Here is an 18,667-nt window from a genome sequence, read left to right on the forward strand (position 1 = left end):
CGCATGAACAAGATTCGCAAGGGCGATCGCGTCATCGTCCGTACCGGTAAAGACAAGGGCAAGCAAGGTACTGTGCTGGCCGTGCTCGCCGAGCATGTGACGGTTGAAGGCGTGAACGTTGCCAAGAAGCACGTGCGCCCGAACCCGATGCTGGGTACCACGGGTGGTGTGGTCGACAAGGTCATGCCCATCCATATTTCGAACGTTGCGCTCGTGGATGCCAATGGCAAGCCGTCGCGCGTCGGCATCAAGGTTGAAGGCGGCGTGAAGACGCGCGTGCTGAAGACCACTGGTGCTGCCGTCGGCGCTTGATTCTGGGCAATAGAGAGGAGTTGAGCATGACTGCACGTCTGCAAGAGTTTTACAAAGAGAAGGTTGTGCCCGAGCTGATCAAGCAGTTCGGTTACAAGTCCGTGATGGAAGTGCCGCGCATCACCAAGATCACCCTGAACATGGGTCTTGGCGAAGCCATCAATGACAAGAAAGTCATTGAGCACGCCACCGGCGACCTGATCAAGATCGCTGGCCAGAAGCCCATCGTGACGAAGGCCCGCAAGGCTATCGCCGGCTTCAAGATTCGCCAGGGTTACCCGATCGGTACGATGGTCACGCTGCGTGGCCAACGTATGTATGAATTCCTGGACCGCTTCATCACCGTGTCGCTGCCCCGCGTGCGCGACTTCCGTGGTGTGTCGGGCAAGGCGTTCGATGGTCGTGGCAACTACAACATCGGTGTGAAAGAGCAGATCATTTTCCCCGAGATCGAGTACGACAAGATCGACGCACTCCGTGGTCTGAACATCAGCATCACGACGACTGCGAAGAACGATGAGGAAGCGAAGGCGCTCCTCAACGCGTTCAAGTTCCCGTTCCGTAATTAAGGGGTTACCGTGGCTAAATTGTCTCTGATCGAACGCGAGAAGAAGCGTGCCAAGCTCGTGGCCAAGTACGCTGAGAAGCGCGCCGCTCTCGAAGCCATCGTGGCCGACCAAAGCAAGTCGGAAGAAGAGCGCTACGAAGCGCGTCTGAAGCTGCAGGCGCTGCCGCGCAATGCAAATCCGACTCGTCAGCGCAACCGCTGCTCGATCACCGGTCGTCCCCGCGGTACGTTCCGTAAGTTCGGCCTGGCGCGTAACAAGCTCCGCGAGATCGCCTTCAAGGGCGAGATCCCGGGTCTGACGAAAGCCAGCTGGTAATCACGCACAGGCTACAGGAGAAACAGTATGAGCATGAGCGATCCGATCGCCGATATGCTGACGCGTATCCGCAACGCGCAAGCGGTGGAAAAAGCGTCGGTGGTCATGCCGTCGTCGAAGCTGAAGGTGGCAATCGCCAAAGTCCTGAAGGACGAAGGCTACATCGACGAATTCGCCGTGACCGAGCAGGGTGGCAAGTCCACGCTGACGATTGGTCTGAAGTACTACGCTGGCCGCCCGGTCATCGAGCGCCTGGAGCGCGTCTCGAAGCCTGGTCTGCGTGTGTACAAGGGCCGTAACGAAATCCCGCAAGTGATGAACGGCCTGGGTGTCGCCATCATCTCGACCCCGCAGGGTCTGATGACGGACCGCCGCGCCCGCGCAACCGGTGTCGGTGGCGAAGTCATTTGCTACGTCGCCTAAGGGAGGGGAACCATGTCTCGCGTAGGTAAGGCTCCCATCGCGCTGCCCAAGGGCGCCGAAGTCAATTTCGCTGGTGGTCTGCTGACCGTTAAGGGCCCGCTGGGCACCCTGACGCAGCCGATCCACTCGCTGGTCAAGGTCACCACCGACAACGGCACGATCACGTTCGCGCCGGTAGATGAGTCGCGTGAAGCCAATGCGCTGCAAGGTACGATGCGCGCCCTGACGGCCAACATGGTCAAGGGTGTGACGACGGGCTTCGAGCGCAAGCTGAACCTAGTCGGCGTGGGTTACCGGGCATCGGTTCAGGGCACCGCTCTGAAGCTGCAACTCGGTTTCTCGCACGACGTGATCCATGAGATGCCGGAAGGCGTGAAGGCGGAAACGCCGACGCAGACCGAAATCATCATCAAGGGTTCGGACAAGCAAAAAGTTGGTCAGGTCGCCGCCGAAGTGCGTGGTTATCGTCCGCCGGAGCCCTACAAGGGCAAGGGTGTGCGCTACGCCGACGAGCGTGTGATCCTGAAGGAAACCAAGAAGAAGTAAGGGTGCACATCATGAACAAAAATGACTCGCGTCTGCGCCGTGCACGTCAGACCCGCCTGAAAATTGCGGAACTGAGCGTCGCCCGTCTGGCTGTGCACCGTACGAACCTGCACATTTATGCGCAGGTCTTCTCGGAAGATGGCACCAAGGTCCTGGCTTCGGCTTCGACTGCGGAAGCCGAAGTCCGCAAGGAACTGAACGGCAACGGTGGTAACACCGCTGCTGCCACCCTGGTGGGTAAGCGTATCGCTGAGAAGGCGAAGGCTGCCGGCATCGAAGCCGTGGCGTTCGATCGCTCGGGTTTCCGTTATCACGGTCGCGTGAAGGCTCTGGCCGACGCGGCACGCGAAGCTGGCCTGAAGTTCTAAGCCGGCATAGAGGATATCGTCATGGCAAAAATTCAACCTAAGGTCCAAGGGGACGAACGCGACGACGGTCTTCGCGAGAAGATGATCGCGGTCAACCGTGTGACCAAGGTGGTCAAGGGCGGCCGGATTCTCGGTTTCGCTGCTCTGACTGTGGTCGGCGACGGCGACGGCCGTATCGGCATGGGCAAGGGTAAGGCTAAGGAAGTCCCGGTGGCCGTGCAGAAGGCAATGGACGAAGCCCGTCGCAAGATGGTCAAGGTCCCGCTGAAGAACGGTACGCTGCAGCACGAAGTGGTTGGCAAGCATGGCGCCGCAAAGGTGCAGATGATGCCCGCGAAGGACGGTACTGGCGTGATCGCCGGCGGCCCGATGCGCGCCATCTTCGAAGTGATGGGCGTGACGAACATCGTGACCAAGTCGCACGGTTCGACCAATCCTTACAACATGGTGCGCGCAACGCTGGATGGCCTGCGCAAGATGAGCACCCCGGCCGAAGTTGCCGCCAAGCGTGGCAAGTCGGTCGAAGAGATCCTCGGCTAAGCCGAAGGGATAGGTGAACGATATGTCGCAGAAAACCGTGAAAGTCCAACTCGTGCGCAGCCTGATCGGTACGCGCGAAGACCACCGCGCCACGGTGCGCGGCCTGGGCCTGCGCCGCATGAACTCGGTGTCCGAATTGCAGGACACGCCCGCAGTGCGCGGCATGATCAACAAGGTGTCCTACCTGGTCAAGGTCATCGGCTAAGGCAAGACGGAGAAGAGCATGCAACTGAATAACCTGAAGCCGGCAGCCGGCTCCAAGCACGCCAAGCGCCGCGTTGGTCGCGGTATTGGTTCGGGCCTGGGCAAGACGGCTGGTCGTGGTCACAAGGGTCAGAAGTCGCGTTCGGGTGGTTTCCACAAGGTCGGCTTCGAAGGCGGCCAGATGCCCCTGCATCGTCGTCTGCCCAAGCGCGGTTTCACCTCGCTGACCAAGGAATTCACCGCTGAAGTGCGTCTGGGCGACCTGGCGGGCCTGCCGATCGAAGAAATCGATCTGCTGTCCCTCAAGCAAGCCGGCCTCGTTGGCGAGATGGTCAAGAGCGCCAAGGTGATCCTGTCGGGCGAAATCGACAAGAAGGTAACTCTGAAGGGTATCGGCGCGACGGCTGGGGCGAAAGCCGCAATCGAAGCGGCTGGTGGCTCGCTGGCCTAATAGCCTGCTGTTTTACACTGACGGAGCATCCGTTTGGCCACGGCGAAACCTAATGTGATGGCCCAGGCCAAGAACACGGCCAAGTACGGCGATCTTCGCCGTCGGCTGGTGTTCCTGGTTCTGGCATTGCTGGTGTACCGGATCGGCGCGCACATTCCTGTGCCGGGTATCGATCCGGATCAACTGGCGCAGCTTTTCCAACGGCAGTCGGGCGGCATCCTCGGGATGTTCAACCTGTTCTCCGGCGGCGCGCTGTCGCGTTTCACGGTGTTTGCGCTGGGGATCATGCCGTACATTTCGGCGTCGATCATCATGCAACTGCTGACGATCGTGTTGCCGCAGCTGGAATCGTTGAAAAAGGAAGGCCAAGCCGGCCAGCGCAAGATTACGCAGTACACGCGCTACGGTACGGTCGTCCTGGCAACGTTCCAGGCGCTGGGGATTGCAGTGGCACTCGAAGCGCAGCCGGGTCTGGTGTTGGATCCGGGCCTGATGTTCCGGGCAACCGCGGTGATTACGCTGGTGACGGGCACGATGTTCCTGATGTGGCTGGGTGAGCAGATCACCGAGCGCGGTCTGGGCAACGGGATCTCGATCATCATTTTCGGCGGGATTGCTGCAGGGCTGCCCAACGCGATCGGTGGTCTGTTTGAGCTGGTGCGTACGGGGTCGATGGGGATCTTCTCTGCGATCCTGGTGGTGGCAATTATTGGTGCGGTGACGTTTGTGGTCGTGTTCATTGAACGCGGCCAGCGCAAGATCCTCGTCAACTACGCCAAGCGGCAGGTTGGTAACAAGATTTATGGCGGACAGTCGTCGCATCTGCCGCTGAAGTTGAATATGGCTGGGGTGATTCCGCCGATCTTTGCATCGTCGATCATTCTGTTCCCGGCCACGATCGCGGGCTGGTTTACAGCCGGCAACTCGACGAATCCGGTTGCACGGTTCGTCAAGGATCTGGCAGCAACGCTGTCGCCGGGTCAGCCGGTGTACATCTTGCTGTATGCGGCGGCGATCATTTTCTTCTGTTTCTTCTACACCGCGCTGGTCTATAACAGCCGCGAAGTGGCGGATAACCTGAAGAAGAGTGGGGCGTTCATTCCGGGCATCCGTCCGGGCGAACAAACCACGCGGTATATCGACAAGATTCTGGTGCGTCTGACCTTGGCGGGTGCGATCTACATCACGCTGGTGTGTCTGTTGCCGGAGTTCTTGGTGCTGCGCTGGAACGTGCCGTTCTACTTCGGTGGGACGTCCCTGTTGATCATCGTGGTCGTCACGATGGACTTCATGGCACAAGTGCAGTCCTACGTGATGTCTCAGCAGTACGAGTCTTTGATGAAGAAGGCGAATTTCAAGGGAAACCTGACGCTCCGCTAGGAGTGATCGCACGAACCTGAAGGGACATGGCTAAAGATGACGTGATCCAGATGCAGGGCGAGGTGCTGGAAAACCTCCCCAACGCAACGTTTCGCGTCAAGCTAGAGAACGGCCACGTAGTGTTAGGCCATATTTCCGGCAAGATGCGTATGCATTACATCCGCATCTTGCCCGGGGACAAGGTGACGGTCGAATTGACCCCGTATGATCTGTCCCGCGCGCGCATCGTATTCCGGGCGAAGTGAGCGGACTGGAATTGAAGGAAGAGGAAAATCATGAAAGTGCTGGCTTCTGTTAAGCGCATTTGCCGCAACTGCAAAATCATCAAGCGCAAGGGCGTGGTGCGTGTGATCTGCTCGTCGGACCCGCGTCATAAGCAGCGCCAAGGCTAATTTCGCAAAGAGGATTGACGAATGGCACGTATCGCAGGGGTCAACATCCCCAACCACAAACATACCGTGATTGGCCTGACGGCGATCTACGGTATCGGCCGCTCGCGCGCTCAGAAGATTTGCGAGGCTACTGGTATCCCGACCGACAAGAAGGTCAAGGACCTGACGGATCCGGACCAGGACGCGCTCCGTAAGGAAATCGAGAAGTTCCTCGTCGAGGGCGACCTGCGCCGCGAAACGACGATGAACATCAAGCGCCTGATGGATCTGGGCTGCTACCGTGGCGTGCGCCATCGTAAGGGCCTGCCGATGCGTGGTCAGCGTACCCGCACCAATGCCCGTACCCGTAAGGGTCCGCGCAAGGCCGGCGTCGCGCTCAAGAAGTAATCCGTCGGGTAAAGGATAGGAACTATGGCAAAAGCAGCGAATACCGCCGCCCAGCGCGCGCGCAAGAAGGTTCGCAAGAACGTCGCCGACGGCATCGCGCACGTTCACGCGTCGTTCAACAACACGATCATCACGATCACCGACCGTCAGGGCAACGCTCTGTCGTGGGCGACTTCGGGTGGCCAAGGCTTCAAGGGCTCGCGCAAGTCGACGCCTTTCGCTGCTCAGGTGGCAGCCGAGAGTGCTGGCCGCGTGGCGCAGGACCAAGGCATCAAGAACCTGGAAGTGCGCATCAAGGGCCCGGGTCCGGGTCGTGAATCGGCTGTCCGTGCGCTGAATAACCTGGGTATCAAGATCCAGTTGATCGAAGACGTGACGCCGGTGCCGCACAACGGCTGCCGTCCGCCGAAGCGCCGTCGCATCTAAGCGATTCGGCCGGCCTCGCCTGCTGTTGGCGGGGTCGGTCTGCGGGTGCTATACTTGCCCGCTTGCCTGTCTTCCGGTTTTTCCGGAAGGCGGGTTTCGTCTTTTCATAAGCCCACTGTTCGCAGCGGCCCTCTTGTTGGGGCTGAGCGGCGGACCATCCGAGGCCGTGTGCCACGGATGACTGATAACGAAGGAACACAACGTGGCACGCTATACCGGCCCCAAGGCGAAACTGTCTCGCCGTGAAGGTACTGACCTTTTCTTGAAGAGCGCACGTCGCTCGCTCGCCGACAAGTGCAAGCTGGACAGCAAGCCTGGTCAGCACGGCCGCACCTCCGGCGCCCGCACCTCCGACTACGGCAACCAGCTGCGCGAAAAGCAGAAGGTCAAGCGCATCTATGGCGTGCTGGAGCGTCAATTCCGCCGCTACTTCGCAGAAGCCGACCGCCGCAAGGGCAACACGGGTGAAACCCTGCTGCAACTGCTGGAATCGCGTCTGGACAACGTCGTTTACCGCATGGGCTTCGGCTCGACGCGCGCAGAAGCCCGTCAGCTGGTGTCGCACAAGGCGATCCTGGTGAACGGCCAAGCTTTGAACGTTCCGTCGGCTCAGGTCAAGTCGGGCGACGTGATCGCCGTCCGCGAAAAGTCGAAGAAGCAAGTGCGTATTGCCGAATCGCTGTCGCTGGCTGAGCAGACCGGCTTCCCGATCTGGGTTTCTGTGGATGCCAAGAAGATGGAAGGCACCTTCAAGCAAGCTCCGGATCGCGCGGATATCGCTGGCGACATCAACGAAAGCCTGATCGTCGAACTGTATTCGCGTTAATGACGACGCCCGTACCGTAAGGTGCGGGCTCGTGCGCCTTTTTGGGGACGCTCATCGTCAACGACATTGTGTTCGAGCGCCAGCCGTATTTCGGTGTCGATGCAATCCGAATCGTTACGTGCCGCAACGTGATTGCGGCATGTGCGTCTTCCATCGCAATGTTTGTGATGGAACCTTTCCAGTCCAATCCGTCAGCCTTATCGGTGTAACGAGCCGAGGGTATTGAAATAGGACAACCTAATGCAAACAGCACTCCTGAAGCCCAAAATTATTGCGGTTGAGCCGCTTGGCGATCATCACGCGAAGGTCGTCATGGAACCGTTCGAGCGCGGCTATGGCCACACGCTCGGTAACGCGCTGCGCCGCGTGCTGCTGTCGTCGATGGTCGGCTATGCCCCGACCGAGGTCACGATCGCTGGGGTCGTCCACGAATATTCCACCATCGATGGCGTGCAGGAAGACGTCGTCAACCTGCTGCTGAACCTGAAGGGCGTGGTGTTCAAGCTGCACAACCGTGATGAAGTCACCGTGTCGCTGCGCAAGGAAGGCGAAGGTGTGGTGACCGCCGCCGATATCGAGCTGCCGCACGATGTCGAAATCATCAATCCGGGTCACGTGATCGCCAACCTGTCGGCAGGTGGCAAGCTGGACCTGCAATTGAAGGTCGAGCAAGGCCGCGGCTACGTGCCGGGTAACGTGCGCAAGTTCGGTGACGAGTCGAGCAAGGTCATCGGCCGCATCGTGCTGGACGCCTCGTTCGCACCCGTGCGCCGCGTGTCGTACGCAGTTGAGTCTGCCCGTGTGGAGCAGCGTACTGACCTCGACAAGCTGGTGATGAACATCGAGACCAACGGTGTGATCTCGCCGGAAGAAGCGATTCGCCAGTCGGCTCGCATTCTGGTTGATCAACTGTCGGTGTTTGCTGCACTGGAAGGTACCGAGAGCGCTGCCGAGGCCGCCGCCGCCCGCGCACCGCAGATCGATCCGATCCTGCTGCGCCCGGTCGACGATCTCGAACTGACCGTGCGTTCGGCCAACTGCCTGAAGGCCGAAAACATCTACTACATCGGCGACCTGATTCAGCGTACCGAGAACGAACTGCTCAAGACCCCGAACCTGGGTCGCAAGTCGCTCAACGAGATCAAGGAAGTCCTCGCATCGCGTGGCCTGACGCTCGGCATGAAGCTCGAGAACTGGCCGCCGGCAGGTCTCGAGAAGTAAGTTGTCATTGTCGGCCGATGCGAGAGCATCGGCCGGTTTTCCGCCATCGCCGTTTGGGTGGCATATTGTTAAGGCTACCGGCCCGCGCCACGCCATGTTGTATGGGCGGCGGCGATAGAAGAGCTGGTCAAACACTCTTAAGAAGGAATCATCATGCGTCACCGTCATGGTTTGCGGAAACTGAACCGCACCTCGTCGCACCGTCTCGCGATGCTGCGCAACATGTCCAATTCTCTGCTGCAGCACGAGCTGATCAAGACCACCCTGCCGAAGGCCAAGGAACTGCGCAAGGTTGTCGAGCCGCTGATCACGCTGGCCAAGAAGGACACCGTTGCCAACCGCCGTCTGGCATTCGCCCGTCTGCGCGACCGCGACATGGTTACCAAGCTGTTCAACGAACTGGGCCCGCGTTTCGCCACCCGCCCGGGCGGCTACACCCGCATCCTGAAGTTCGGCTTCCGCCAAGGCGACAATGCGCCGATGGCACTGGTTGAGCTGCTCGACCGTCCGGAAGTTGCCGAGGCCGTGGAAGTCGACGGCGCTGCCGAGTAAGGTCAGCCGAGTTTGCCCGTGCGACATGGCGTCGCGCTGGCCAGCCCCGGAATGCGTGCAGCCGTGCGCATTACAATGAAGCCAGGATTCGCATCCTGGCTTTTTTGTTGTCCGTTTCCGGCGTTCTGTCTGTCACGGAGCATCAGTGGAGTGTCTATGTCCGCAGGAACCGAAGTGCTGCTGGTGCTGACCAATTTACCCGATGCCGATAGCGCGGATCGCGTGACGACGGCTGTGCTGGAATCTCGCGCAGCGGCGTGCGTCAATCGCTTGCCAGCTTGCGCGTCGACGTATTGGTGGAAGGGCGCGATCGAGCACGCCGCCGAGATTCCGCTGCTGATCAAGACCACGCGCGCGGCCTACCCTGCACTGGAAGCCGCGCTACGAAAGACGCATCCGTACGAAGTGCCCGAGATCATCGCCGTGCCGGTGGCGGCCGGCTTGCCGGCGTATCTTGCGTGGGTGGCCGATGAAACGCGCCCGCCTTCCAATTGATGTTCGATTGTTGTTGATATGACCTTCTCTTCGTTCGTGTCCGTGCGACGTGTAATGCAGTTGGTGATGCTGCTCGTCGCGGTGGCGACGCTGCAGATGCCCGCGCATGCTGCTGACGACTTTCTGCCGCCCGAGCAGGCGTTCCGCTTCTCCGCCACGCAGGTGGACGGCCAGACCGTCGAAGTCAAGTTTGCGATTGCCGATGGCTACTACATGTACCGCGAGCGCTTCGCGGTGGCGGCGGATCCGGCAACTACCACGCTGGCGCTGTCCAACATGCCGGCGGGCAAGGTCAAGTTCGACGAGACGTTCAATAAGGACGTCGAAACCTATCGCCATGAAGTCGCATTCCACGTAAAGGCGCAGAACGCGACGGCGCCATTCACGCTGATCGTCACGTCCCAGGGGTGCGCGGATCAGGGCCTGTGTTACCCGCCGATGAAGAGCCGGTTCCATGTGGAGCCCGCAGCGGCTTCGCCAGCAGCGCCTGCCGGTGGTGGCGAAGCGAGCTCTGGCGACGCACTCGGCCGCATTGCCAGCACGCTGGGCAGCGGCAACCTCGGTGCGATTGCGGCGTTGTTTTTCGGGCTCGGTCTGTTGCTCACCTTCACGCCCTGTGTGCTGCCGATGCTGCCGATCCTGTCGGCGATCGTGGTCGGCGAGCACGCGACGCGTTCACGCGCAGCGATCGTGTCGGTGGCCTACGTGCTCGGTATGGCCGTTGTCTATACCGCCGTAGGTGTGGCAGCCGGCTTGGCCGGGCAGGGCCTGCAAGCTGCGCTGCAGAACGCATGGGTGCTGGGTGCGTTTGCTGTATTGATGGTGGCGCTGTCGCTGTCGATGTTCGGGCTGTATGAACTGCAGCTGCCGGCTGCCTGGCGCGATCACCTGACCAAGGCCTCCAGCAAGCATGGCGGCGGCGAGATTGTTGGCGCAATCGTGATGGGCGCGCTTTCGGCATTGATCGTGTCGCCGTGTGTCACGCCGGCGTTGGCCGGGGCGCTGGCCTATATCGCGCAGACCGGCAACGCTGCGATCGGCGGTATGGCGCTGTTTGCGATGTCGATCGGCATGGGCGTGCCGCTTGTGCTCGTGGGTGTCGGCGCCGGCAACTTGCTGCCGCGCGCTGGTCATTGGCTGATTGTCACCAAGGCGGTCTTCGGTTTCATCCTCCTGGCTGTGGCGCTGTGGATCGTGCAGCCGGTGTTGCCGGCGTGGGCCGTGATGATTGCGTGGGGCGGTTTGCTGATCGGTGCGGCCGTGTTTCTGCGGACCTTCGATTCCTTACCCGACGGCGCCGGCAACGTACAGCGTTTGGGCAAGGTTGCGGGTGTGCTGCTCGCCCTGGCGGGCGCAGCGCAACTGGTGGGGGTCGCTGCCGGCGGCCGCGATCCGCTACAGCCGCTGTCCGGACTGATTCGCGCATCGGCGGGCGCATCTGCGCAAGCTGAGGCGCACGGTGTGACATTCAAGCGGGTGAAGAGCATCGCTGAACTCGATGCCGAAGTGCGCAACGCAAGCGCGTCCGGCCGTGCGGTGATGCTGGATTTCTACGCCGACTGGTGTGTGAGCTGCAAGGAGATGGAGCGCCTGACCTTTACTGATGCGCGGGTGCGCAAGGCGCTCTCTGATGTGGTGCTGCTGCAGGCCGACGTAACGGCCAACAATGCGGACGACCAGGCGCTGCTCAAGCGCTTCGGCCTGTTCGGCCCGCCCGGCACAATCTTCTTCGATACGCAGGGGCGCGAACTGAAGGCTCGCGTGGTCGGCTTTGAGCGCGCCGACACGTTTTTGGAGAGCCTGCGCCGCGCGCTCGGCACGACGCAGGCAGTCAAGCCGACGGCCTGATTACGCGTGCAGCAGGCGGGCGGCGTCCAATGCGAAGTACGTCAGGATGCCATTCGCGCCGGCGCGCTTGAACGCCAGCAGCGATTCCAGCACGACCTTGTCGTGATCCAGCCAGCCGTTCTGCGCGGCGGCTTTCAGCATCGCGTATTCGCCGCTGACCTGATAGACGTACGTGGGGAAGCGGAACTCATCTTTCACGCGTCGCACGATATCGAGATACGGCATGCCGGGCTTGACCATCACCATGTCGGCGCCTTCGGCGATGTCGAGTGCCACTTCGCGCAGCGCCTCATCCGAGTTGGCCGGGTCCATCTGGTAAGTCATCTTGTTGCTCTTACCCAGATTGGCGGCCGAGCCCACCGCATCACGGAACGGGCCGTAGAACGCTGAAGCGTACTTTGCCGCGTAGGCCATGATGCGCGTGTAGATGTGATCGTCGTTCTCCAGCGCCAGGCGGATCGCGCCGATGCGGCCGTCCATCATGTCCGACGGTGCGACGATGTCCACGCCGGCCTCCGCTTGTACCAGTGCCTGGCGCATCAGGATGTCGACCGTCTCTTCGTTGAGCACGTAGCCATTGGCGTCGAGCACGCCGTCCTGGCCGTGGCTCGTGTACGGGTCGAGCGCCACATCGGTCAGGATGCCCAACTCGGGGAAGCGCGCCTTGAGCGCCTTCACCGCACGCGGAATCAGTCCATCCGCATTGGCGGCCTCGATACCGTCGGGCGTCTTGAGCGACGGCTCGATAACGGGGAACAGCGCCAGCACCGGAATGCCAAGCTGCACACACTGCTCTGCCACGTTCAACAACACATCGATCGACACACGCTCGACGCCCGGCATTGACGGCACGGCCTGCCGCACATTGGTGCCTTCGAGAATGAAGACCGGGTAGATCAGGTCGTCGGGGGTGAGGCGCGATTCGCGCATCATGCGGCGGGAGAAATCGTCGCGGCGCATGCGGCGCGGACGATGGTCGGGGAAGCTCGCGATCATTTCAGCAGACCCTAAGAACACACTGTGAAGTTTCGAAACCTTTGTCGCGATTATCCATCCTATGCACGGACAATGCGCCAGCGACGCTGATGCAGCGTTCCCCGCGGCTCCTCCCTGACGCGGGTTCCCATCGATGGCTCGATGGGGTCGTTACCCCCGTTGCGCGTTTGGCGACGGGGTTTTTTTTGCCTGTTCGGCTTGCGGCTGGGGCTCCAGCGCCTCGGGCAGGCACAGCCAGCCTGCGACAATTCGCTGCGCCTCTTCGATGCCGCGACGCTTCAGGCTCGAGAACAACTGCACCGTCAGCGACACATCACCGTCAATCTGCGCGCGGTAATCGGCCAGCACCTTGCGTGCCGCCATGAGCGCGCGCGAGGCGTCGTTGTTGGTGAGCTTGTCTGCTTTCGTGAGCAGCACGTGGATCGGTTTGCCCGTCGGCAGGAACCACTCGACCATCTGGCAATCGAGGTCGGTAAACGGGCGGCGCGCGTCCATCATGATGACGAGCCCGGCGAGTTGCTGGCGCGCCTGGACGTAGTCGCCGAGCAGGTGAACCCAGTGCGATTTGGTCTCGCCAGGCGCTTCGGCATAGCCGTAACCGGGCAGGTCGACCAGGAAGCCGAGCGGGTCCTCCGCCTTGGCGGGCATCACCGAGAAATAGTTGATGTGCTGCGTGCGGCCCGGCGTCTTACTGGAGAAGGCCAGCCGCTTCTGATTGCACAGAATGTTGATCGCGGTGGACTTGCCAGCGTTGGAGCGCCCCGCAAACGCGACTTCCGGCACGGCGGTCGCCGGTAAATCACGCAGATGATTGACGGTGATGAAGAAACGGGCTTGATGCAGGAGCGACATGCGCGGCAGTACCTGTAAACTGCAGTTCAGAACTGCGTGGTTGCTGCGCCGCGAGGTCGCATTGCAGAGGTGTTATTGTACAATACGCCGGTTTACGGACGTCCCCACTAGATCCGTCGCAGGACCGCCCCGAGGCCCGGGCCGGTCCGTTTTCATGCGCTGGTCTGGCACGAGGAGAAGGGGATGCCCGGCGCCGCAGGGTCCCGCATTGGGCGGCGCACGCAGCATTCGAAAACAATCTAAACAAGGTGTGCGAATGAACCGCATCGCGAACGTTTTTGCTGTCGCAGCGCTGTCCCTGGCATCGGTCTTCTCCATGGCCCATGCCGAAGAGCAAAAAGTCGCCAAGGCCGACGCCGTGCGCGGCGAAACGATCTTCAACACCGGTGTGCCCGCCAATGGCGTGCCGGCGTGTACCAGTTGTCACGGCGCCGGCGGCAACAGCGCCATGAACGTCAACCCGAAGCTGGCCGGCCAGCACGCCGAATACATCGAAAAGCAGCTCAAGGATTTCAAGGCCAAGACGGACCGTAACCAGCCGGTCATGTCGTTGTACGCCGGGGCGCTGTCGGACCAGGACATGAAGGACATTGGCGCCTACCTCGGCAAGCAACCGGCTTGGAAGCCGGGTTCGGCCAAGAGCAAGGACACCATCGAATTGGGCCAGAAGCTGTATCGCGGCGGTGACGCCAAGCGCGGTATCGCAGCCTGCGCGGGCTGTCACGGCCCGACGGGTGCCGGCATCCCGGCGCAGTATCCCCGTATCGCCGGACAGTTCTCTGAATACACCGAGGCTCAACTGGTTGCGTTCCAGAGCGGCGCTCGCAAGAACAGCGTACAGATGCACGACTTGGCCGGTCGCATGACGGCCCAGCAGATCAAGGCGGTGGCCGATTACATTGCCGGCCTGCGCTAATCTGCCGCACCCGGCCGTCAGCTGACGGTCGCACAATCAACAAGAAGAACAGGGTGGCAATGCGCCTGGCATCGCCACCCTGTTTTCGTTTTTGAACAGGTTGTTTCCCCGCATGTCTTCGGTCTCCACTTCCGGCGTCCAGATCCGCTCTCGCCGTCGCGCGCTGCGTGAAACGGTTGAGCTGCTGTCGTCGATGCGCTTCGCGATCAGCCTGCTGACGGTGATTGCCATTGCCAGCGTGATCGGCACGGTGCTCAAGCAGAACGATCCGTACCCGAACTACGTCAACCAGTTCGGGCCGTTCTGGGCCGATGTGTTCCGCTCTCTGACGCTGCCCACCGTTTACAGCGCGTGGTGGTTTCTTCTGATCCTGGCGTTCCTGGTGGTGTCGACGTCGCTGTGCATCGTGCGCAATGCCCCCAAAATGCTCGCCGACATGCGCTCCTGGCGCGAGAACGTGCGCGAAGGCAGCCTGCGGGCGTTCCATCATCGGGACGAATTCGATTCGTCCGTGGATACGGCGACCGTGACCGCGCGTCTGGCCGCACTCGCGCAGAACCGCGGTTTCCGCATCAAGGCGTTCGCGCGCGAGGGTGGCGCCACGCTCATTACGACAAAGGCGGGGGCAGGCAACAAGATCGGCTACATCCTGGCGCACACGGCCATCGTCGTGATCTGCATCGGCGGCTTGCTCGACGGCGACATGATGATCCGCGCGCAGATGTGGTTTGGCGGCAAATCGCCCATCAAGGGCAATGCGGTCATCAGCGATATCGGCCCGGAGCATCGGCTGTCGACATCGAACCCAGGATTCCGCGGCAACGCCTTCGTGCCGGAAGGCTCGACCGTCAGCACGGCGATTCTGAACATCGCCGACGGCGCGCTGATCCAGGACCTGCCGTTCATGATCACGCTCAAGAAGTTCACGGTCGAGCATTACTCGACCGGCATGCCTAAGCTATTCGCCAGCGACATCGTCGTGACCGACCGCCGCACCGGCAAGCACACCGCAGCGCGTGTGGAGGTCAACAAGCCGTTCGTCTATGACGGCGTGGCGATCTACCAGTCGAGCTTTGAAGATGGTGGCTCGAAACTCAAGCTGACCGGCTACCCGATGCGCGGCGACAACCCCAAGACATTCGACATGTCGGGCGTCGTGGGCGAAAGCTCGAAACTCACCGGCAAAGGCGGCGACTACACGGTCGAGTTTTCCGACTTCCGCCTGATGAATGTGGAAACGGTGACCGACGCCTCGGGCAAGCAGGACGCGCGCGGTGTCGGCAAGAAGGGCGGTGCGGAAAATGGTCTGCGCGCGGAGCTGGGCAACGTCACCAAGATGACGCGCGACCGCGATCTGCGCAACGTCGGCCCCTCCGTGCAGTACAAGCTGCGCGACGCCAATGGCCAGGCACACGAATTCAGCAACTACATGCAGCCCGTCACGCTCGATGGGCAATCGGTGTTCCTGGCCGGCATGCGTTCGCAGCCGGACGAGCCGTTCCGCTATCTGCGCATTCCTGCCGATGCGCAAGGCACCGTCGCCGACTGGATGCGCCTGCGCGCGGCGCTGCAGAATCCGGCGATGCGCGGCGAAGCGGCACGCCGGTTTGCGTTGCTCTCCATGCCCGGCGAGCAGCGCGCGGAGTTGCGCAACCAGCTGATGGAAAGCGCCCGTCGCGCGCTCGACCTCTTTGCCGGCGCCGCCGATGTCAAGGACAGCACAGCCGGTGCACAGGGCGGCTTTGCGGCGGTCGCCACGTTCCTGCAGAAATCGGTGCCCGAAGGCGAGCGCGAGAAAGCTGCCGATGTGCTGATGAAGATCATCAACAGCTCCATGTGGGAGCTGTGGCAACTCGCCCGCGCGCAGGATGGCTTGCCGGCACCCACCGTGGACGCCGCCAGCAGCCAGTGGTTGCAGAGCGCCATCAACGCGCTTTCGGACAACGTCTTCTACGGCGCACCGGTCTATCTGCAGTTGAACGACTTCCAGCAGGTACAGGCCAGCGTGTTCCAGCTCACACGTGCGCCGGGCAAAAACATCGTGTATCTTGGGTCGTTGCTGCTGGTGCTGGGCGTGTTTTCGATGTTCTACGTGCGTGAGCGCCGCTGGTGGCTGTGGATTCGGCCGCAATCCGGCCAAGCCAACGAAAGCGCTTCCGGCGCACATGTGCTGACCGCCATGTCGACCATGCGCCGCACGCTCGACTTCGACCGCGAGTTCGAGCGCCTCAAACACGATATCCGTGCCGCGGCAGGCGCCCCAGCCGCACCCGATGCCGCCACTGCAGCGAGCGTCGACCCCAAACCAACGAAGTGAGCAGGTGATGGAAGCGACCAATCCCCAAACGACCGTGGCGAGCGCTGATCTGGGTGCGCTTGAGCGCCCGTCGTATTTCCGCCGCCTGGGCTGGTTTGACTGGCTGTTTGCTGCAATGCTGGCCGCAGGCGCCGGTTACGCCTTCTCGCGCTACGGCGCCTATATGGACGGCTACGAGCGCGGCATTCTCGTTGCCGCCGTGCCCGCGTTCGCATGGCTTGGCTGGACGTGGAAGCCCGTGCGCGTGCTGATGATCGGCATCGCCGTGTTGTCGCTGTTCGGCATCTCGCAATACGCCGGCGCCAATGGCCCGGACCTCGCCCGCGCCGAGCAGGCCTTCCTCCTCAAGTACTTCCTCGCCAGCCAGTCGGCCATCCTGTGGATGAGTGCGCTGATCTTCCTGTCCACGCTGTTTTTCTGGACGGGGCTGGCACTGCGCTGGGAAGCGGGCGGGGCGATCGGCAGCAAGCTGTGCTGGGCAGCGGTGGTGCTGGGCCTGACCGGCATGCTTGTGCGGTGGTACGAGTCGTACCTGGTCGGTGCCGACATCGGCCACATCCCCATCTCGAATCTGTACGAGGTATTCATCCTCTTTACGTTGATCACCTCGCTGTTCTATCTGTACTACGAGCAACGCTATAAGACGCGTGCGCTGGGTCCGTTCGTGATGTTGGTGGTATCGGCAGCCGTGGGCTTTCTGCTGTGGTACACGGTCTCGCGCAGCGCGCAGGAGATCCAGCCGCTGGTGCCGGCGTTGCAGAGCTGGTGGATGAAGATCCACGTACCGGCCAATTTCATCGGCTACGGCACGTTCGCCCTGTCGGCCATGGTGGGCGCGGCCTTTCTGCTGAAGGAGCGCGGCGTGCTGGCCGATCGTCTCCCCTCGCTCGAGGTGCTGGACGATGTGATGTACAAGGCCATCACCGTCGGCTTTGCGTTCTTCACCATCGCGACGATCCTGGGTGCGCTGTGGGCGGCCGACGCCTGGGGCGGCTACTGGAGCTGGGACCCGAAGGAAACCTGGGCGCTGATCGTTTGGCTGAACTACGCCGCGTGGCTGCACATGCGCCTGATGAAGGGACTGCGCGGTCGCATGGCCGCCTGGTGGGCGTTGATCGGCCTGCTGGTGACGACGTTCGCCTTCCTGGGCGTGAACATGTTCCTCTCGGGCCTGCACAGCTACGGCGAGCTGTAAGCCGTCAGTCACAAAAAAATCTCAGCGGACTGGAATAAAGACGCGCCTGGCGTGTTTACTGCTCAGTGAGGGCGCGATCGGCGTGCCCCTCCATCCAAGGAGAACAAGATGAGCCAGTCCGCAACTTCCCCGAAGTGGTTCAACTCGCGCACGGCTATGGCCGGCGCCGCGCTGCTCGCCGCCCTCGGTTTGGCCGGCTGCAGCGGCATGGGCATGGGGGCATCGTCCACGCCGTCCGCCGTGAAGGTGACCAACGGCACGCTGACGGATCAACACGGCATGGCGCTCTACACGTTTGACCGTGACGCCACGGCCGGCAAGAGCGCCTGCAACGGCAAGTGCGCCGAGAACTGGCCGCCGCTGGCTGCCAATGACGCCGACAAGCCATCCGGCGACTACACCATCATCACGCGCGACGACGGCAAGAAGCAGTGGGCCTATCGCGGCAAGCCGCTTTACCTCTGGACCAAGGACAAGATGCCGGGCGACCAGACTGGCGACGGCTTCATGAACGTTTGGCACGTCGCCAAGCCGTAAGCACGCCGCCCTCGCTCGCGCCCACATGTCCGATCTGGCCGGCCGGCTGATTGCGCTCACGCCACGCCTGCGTCGCCACGCGCGCGGGCTCGTGCGTGACGCCAGTGGCGCCGACGACCTCGTCCAGGACACGCTGGAGCGCGCGTGGCGCTACCGCTGGCGCTTTCAGTTGCGCCCCAGGTTGGGGCCGCTCGGCCAGATCGGCGCCAAGGGCGAGAGCGATGGGCTGTTTGCCTGGCTGCTGACCATCATGCATCGGCTGCACCTGAACGCCGTTCGCAGGCCCGACCGGATCGAGCTGAGCGACGCACCCCCCGAGATTCCCGTTGATGATGACCCGGGCTTGCGCCGCGACTTGCTCCGCGCCCTGGCGACCCTACCGGAAGATCAGCGTGCGGTATTGCTGCTGGTCGGCCTGGAGCAGTTCGCCTATAAGGACGCCGCCGACGTGCTGGGCGTGCCGGTGGGCACGGTGATGTCGCGGCTGTCGCGGGCGCGCGAGCGGATGCGTGCCGCGCTCGAGGGAGCGCCCGCCGCATCGAGCGCATTTGCGGCGTCCGGCGATGGCGGCAGCGCAACGCTGCACCGCGTGAAGTGAG

26 protein-coding genes are annotated in these 18,667 nt (G+C 62.0%); 24 read left to right on the forward strand and 2 right to left on the reverse strand.

The window, feature by feature from the left end:
* The first annotated feature begins 3 nt into the window (after window positions 1-3).
* From rplX to dsbD, 19 genes are all read left to right on the forward strand, one after another.
* Entirely contained in the window at window positions 4-312 is a 309-nt protein-coding gene (gene rplX, locus R2669_RS22455; protein WP_009241893.1) for a 50S ribosomal protein L24, read from the forward strand.
* A 26-nt stretch (window positions 313-338) separates the two neighbouring features.
* Window positions 339-881 carry a 50S ribosomal protein L5 gene (gene rplE, locus R2669_RS22460; RefSeq protein ID WP_009241894.1) on the forward strand — a complete coding sequence of 181 codons (543 nt, stop codon included), beginning with the start codon at window positions 339-341 and terminating at the stop codon, window positions 879-881.
* 9 nt (window positions 882-890) lie between these two features.
* On the forward strand, window positions 891-1,196 hold the full coding sequence (gene rpsN, locus R2669_RS22465) for a 30S ribosomal protein S14 (RefSeq protein WP_004634486.1): 306 nt from the start codon (window positions 891-893) through the stop codon (window positions 1,194-1,196).
* A 27-nt stretch (window positions 1,197-1,223) separates the two neighbouring features.
* Window positions 1,224-1,619: a 30S ribosomal protein S8 gene (gene rpsH, locus R2669_RS22470; protein WP_004634489.1), complete on the forward strand. Its 396-nt coding sequence runs from the start codon at window positions 1,224-1,226 to the stop codon at window positions 1,617-1,619.
* A gap of 12 nt (window positions 1,620-1,631) precedes the next feature.
* The gene (rplF, locus tag R2669_RS22475; protein WP_316902099.1) at window positions 1,632-2,165 is read left to right on the forward strand and encodes a 50S ribosomal protein L6; all 534 of its coding nucleotides are present in this window, start codon (window positions 1,632-1,634) and stop codon (window positions 2,163-2,165) included.
* A gap of 11 nt (window positions 2,166-2,176) precedes the next feature.
* On the forward strand, window positions 2,177-2,533 hold the full coding sequence (rplR, locus tag R2669_RS22480; protein ID WP_004634492.1) for a 50S ribosomal protein L18: 357 nt from the start codon (window positions 2,177-2,179) through the stop codon (window positions 2,531-2,533).
* A gap of 21 nt (window positions 2,534-2,554) precedes the next feature.
* Window positions 2,555-3,073: a 30S ribosomal protein S5 gene (rpsE, locus tag R2669_RS22485; protein WP_004634493.1), complete on the forward strand. Its 519-nt coding sequence runs from the start codon at window positions 2,555-2,557 to the stop codon at window positions 3,071-3,073.
* A gap of 22 nt (window positions 3,074-3,095) precedes the next feature.
* A complete protein-coding gene (gene rpmD, locus R2669_RS22490) occupies window positions 3,096-3,278 on the forward strand; it encodes a 50S ribosomal protein L30 (protein ID WP_003264137.1) in 183 nt (60 codons plus the stop codon).
* Window positions 3,279-3,296: 18 nt separating this feature from the next.
* Window positions 3,297-3,728, forward strand: coding sequence for a 50S ribosomal protein L15 (gene rplO / locus R2669_RS22495; RefSeq protein WP_024977880.1), 432 nt, complete (start codon window positions 3,297-3,299; stop codon window positions 3,726-3,728).
* Window positions 3,729-3,785: 57 nt separating this feature from the next.
* A complete protein-coding gene (gene secY, locus R2669_RS22500) occupies window positions 3,786-5,108 on the forward strand; it encodes a preprotein translocase subunit SecY (RefSeq protein ID WP_147215196.1) in 1,323 nt (440 codons plus the stop codon).
* A 26-nt stretch (window positions 5,109-5,134) separates the two neighbouring features.
* The gene (gene infA / locus R2669_RS22505; RefSeq protein WP_003264140.1) at window positions 5,135-5,353 is read left to right on the forward strand and encodes a translation initiation factor IF-1; all 219 of its coding nucleotides are present in this window, start codon (window positions 5,135-5,137) and stop codon (window positions 5,351-5,353) included.
* Window positions 5,354-5,383: 30 nt separating this feature from the next.
* A complete protein-coding gene (rpmJ, locus tag R2669_RS22510) occupies window positions 5,384-5,500 on the forward strand; it encodes a 50S ribosomal protein L36 (RefSeq protein ID WP_003264141.1) in 117 nt (38 codons plus the stop codon).
* Between the two features lie 21 nt (window positions 5,501-5,521).
* Window positions 5,522-5,887, forward strand: a complete 366-nt coding sequence (gene rpsM, locus R2669_RS22515; protein ID WP_004634501.1) for a 30S ribosomal protein S13 — start codon at window positions 5,522-5,524, stop codon at window positions 5,885-5,887.
* Between the two features lie 24 nt (window positions 5,888-5,911).
* The gene (gene rpsK / locus R2669_RS22520) at window positions 5,912-6,313 is read left to right on the forward strand and encodes a 30S ribosomal protein S11 (protein WP_003264143.1); all 402 of its coding nucleotides are present in this window, start codon (window positions 5,912-5,914) and stop codon (window positions 6,311-6,313) included.
* 202 nt (window positions 6,314-6,515) lie between these two features.
* The gene (gene rpsD, locus R2669_RS22525; RefSeq protein WP_147215090.1) at window positions 6,516-7,139 is read left to right on the forward strand and encodes a 30S ribosomal protein S4; all 624 of its coding nucleotides are present in this window, start codon (window positions 6,516-6,518) and stop codon (window positions 7,137-7,139) included.
* 240 nt (window positions 7,140-7,379) lie between these two features.
* On the forward strand, window positions 7,380-8,360 hold the full coding sequence (locus tag R2669_RS22530; protein WP_004634508.1) for a DNA-directed RNA polymerase subunit alpha: 981 nt from the start codon (window positions 7,380-7,382) through the stop codon (window positions 8,358-8,360).
* Window positions 8,361-8,513: 153 nt separating this feature from the next.
* Window positions 8,514-8,912, forward strand: a complete 399-nt coding sequence (rplQ, locus tag R2669_RS22535) for a 50S ribosomal protein L17 (RefSeq protein WP_024977878.1) — start codon at window positions 8,514-8,516, stop codon at window positions 8,910-8,912.
* A 156-nt stretch (window positions 8,913-9,068) separates the two neighbouring features.
* Entirely contained in the window at window positions 9,069-9,407 is a 339-nt protein-coding gene (cutA, locus tag R2669_RS22540; protein ID WP_147215092.1) for a divalent-cation tolerance protein CutA, read from the forward strand.
* Between the two features lie 18 nt (window positions 9,408-9,425).
* Window positions 9,426-11,255, forward strand: a complete 1,830-nt coding sequence (gene dsbD, locus R2669_RS22545; protein WP_316891575.1) for a protein-disulfide reductase DsbD — start codon at window positions 9,426-9,428, stop codon at window positions 11,253-11,255.
* Here the strand turns inward: dsbD and hemB are convergent, their stop codons facing one another.
* The gene (gene hemB / locus R2669_RS22550) at window positions 11,256-12,251 is read right to left on the reverse strand and encodes a porphobilinogen synthase (RefSeq protein ID WP_316891576.1); all 996 of its coding nucleotides are present in this window, start codon (window positions 12,249-12,251) and stop codon (window positions 11,256-11,258) included.
* A 150-nt stretch (window positions 12,252-12,401) separates the two neighbouring features.
* Window positions 12,402-13,103 (reverse strand): ribosome biogenesis GTP-binding protein YihA/YsxC, encoded by a 702-nt coding sequence (yihA, locus tag R2669_RS22555; protein WP_012763149.1) that lies wholly within the window; start codon window positions 13,101-13,103, stop codon window positions 12,402-12,404.
* A 256-nt stretch (window positions 13,104-13,359) separates the two neighbouring features.
* On the opposite strand from yihA, the gene R2669_RS22560 reads away from it, so the two are divergent.
* From R2669_RS22560 to R2669_RS22580, 5 genes are all read left to right on the forward strand, one after another.
* Entirely contained in the window at window positions 13,360-14,019 is a 660-nt protein-coding gene (locus tag R2669_RS22560) for a c-type cytochrome (RefSeq protein ID WP_316902100.1), read from the forward strand.
* A 112-nt stretch (window positions 14,020-14,131) separates the two neighbouring features.
* Complete coding sequence (locus tag R2669_RS22565) at window positions 14,132-16,336, forward strand: cytochrome c biogenesis protein ResB (protein ID WP_316902102.1); 2,205 nt, start codon at window positions 14,132-14,134, stop codon at window positions 16,334-16,336.
* A 7-nt stretch (window positions 16,337-16,343) separates the two neighbouring features.
* Window positions 16,344-17,531, forward strand: a complete 1,188-nt coding sequence (gene ccsB, locus R2669_RS22570) for a c-type cytochrome biogenesis protein CcsB (RefSeq protein ID WP_316902104.1) — start codon at window positions 16,344-16,346, stop codon at window positions 17,529-17,531.
* A gap of 108 nt (window positions 17,532-17,639) precedes the next feature.
* Window positions 17,640-18,068 (forward strand): COG4315 family predicted lipoprotein, encoded by a 429-nt coding sequence (locus R2669_RS22575; RefSeq protein ID WP_316891579.1) that lies wholly within the window; start codon window positions 17,640-17,642, stop codon window positions 18,066-18,068.
* Window positions 18,069-18,093: 25 nt separating this feature from the next.
* Window positions 18,094-18,666, forward strand: a complete 573-nt coding sequence (locus tag R2669_RS22580) for an RNA polymerase sigma factor (RefSeq protein WP_316876707.1) — start codon at window positions 18,094-18,096, stop codon at window positions 18,664-18,666.
* The last annotated feature ends 1 nt before the right edge of the window (window position 18,667 follow it).

The sequence above is a fragment of the Ralstonia edaphi genome, assembly GCF_958350185.1.
GTDB classification, from domain to species: domain Bacteria; phylum Pseudomonadota; class Gammaproteobacteria; order Burkholderiales; family Burkholderiaceae; genus Ralstonia; species Ralstonia edaphi.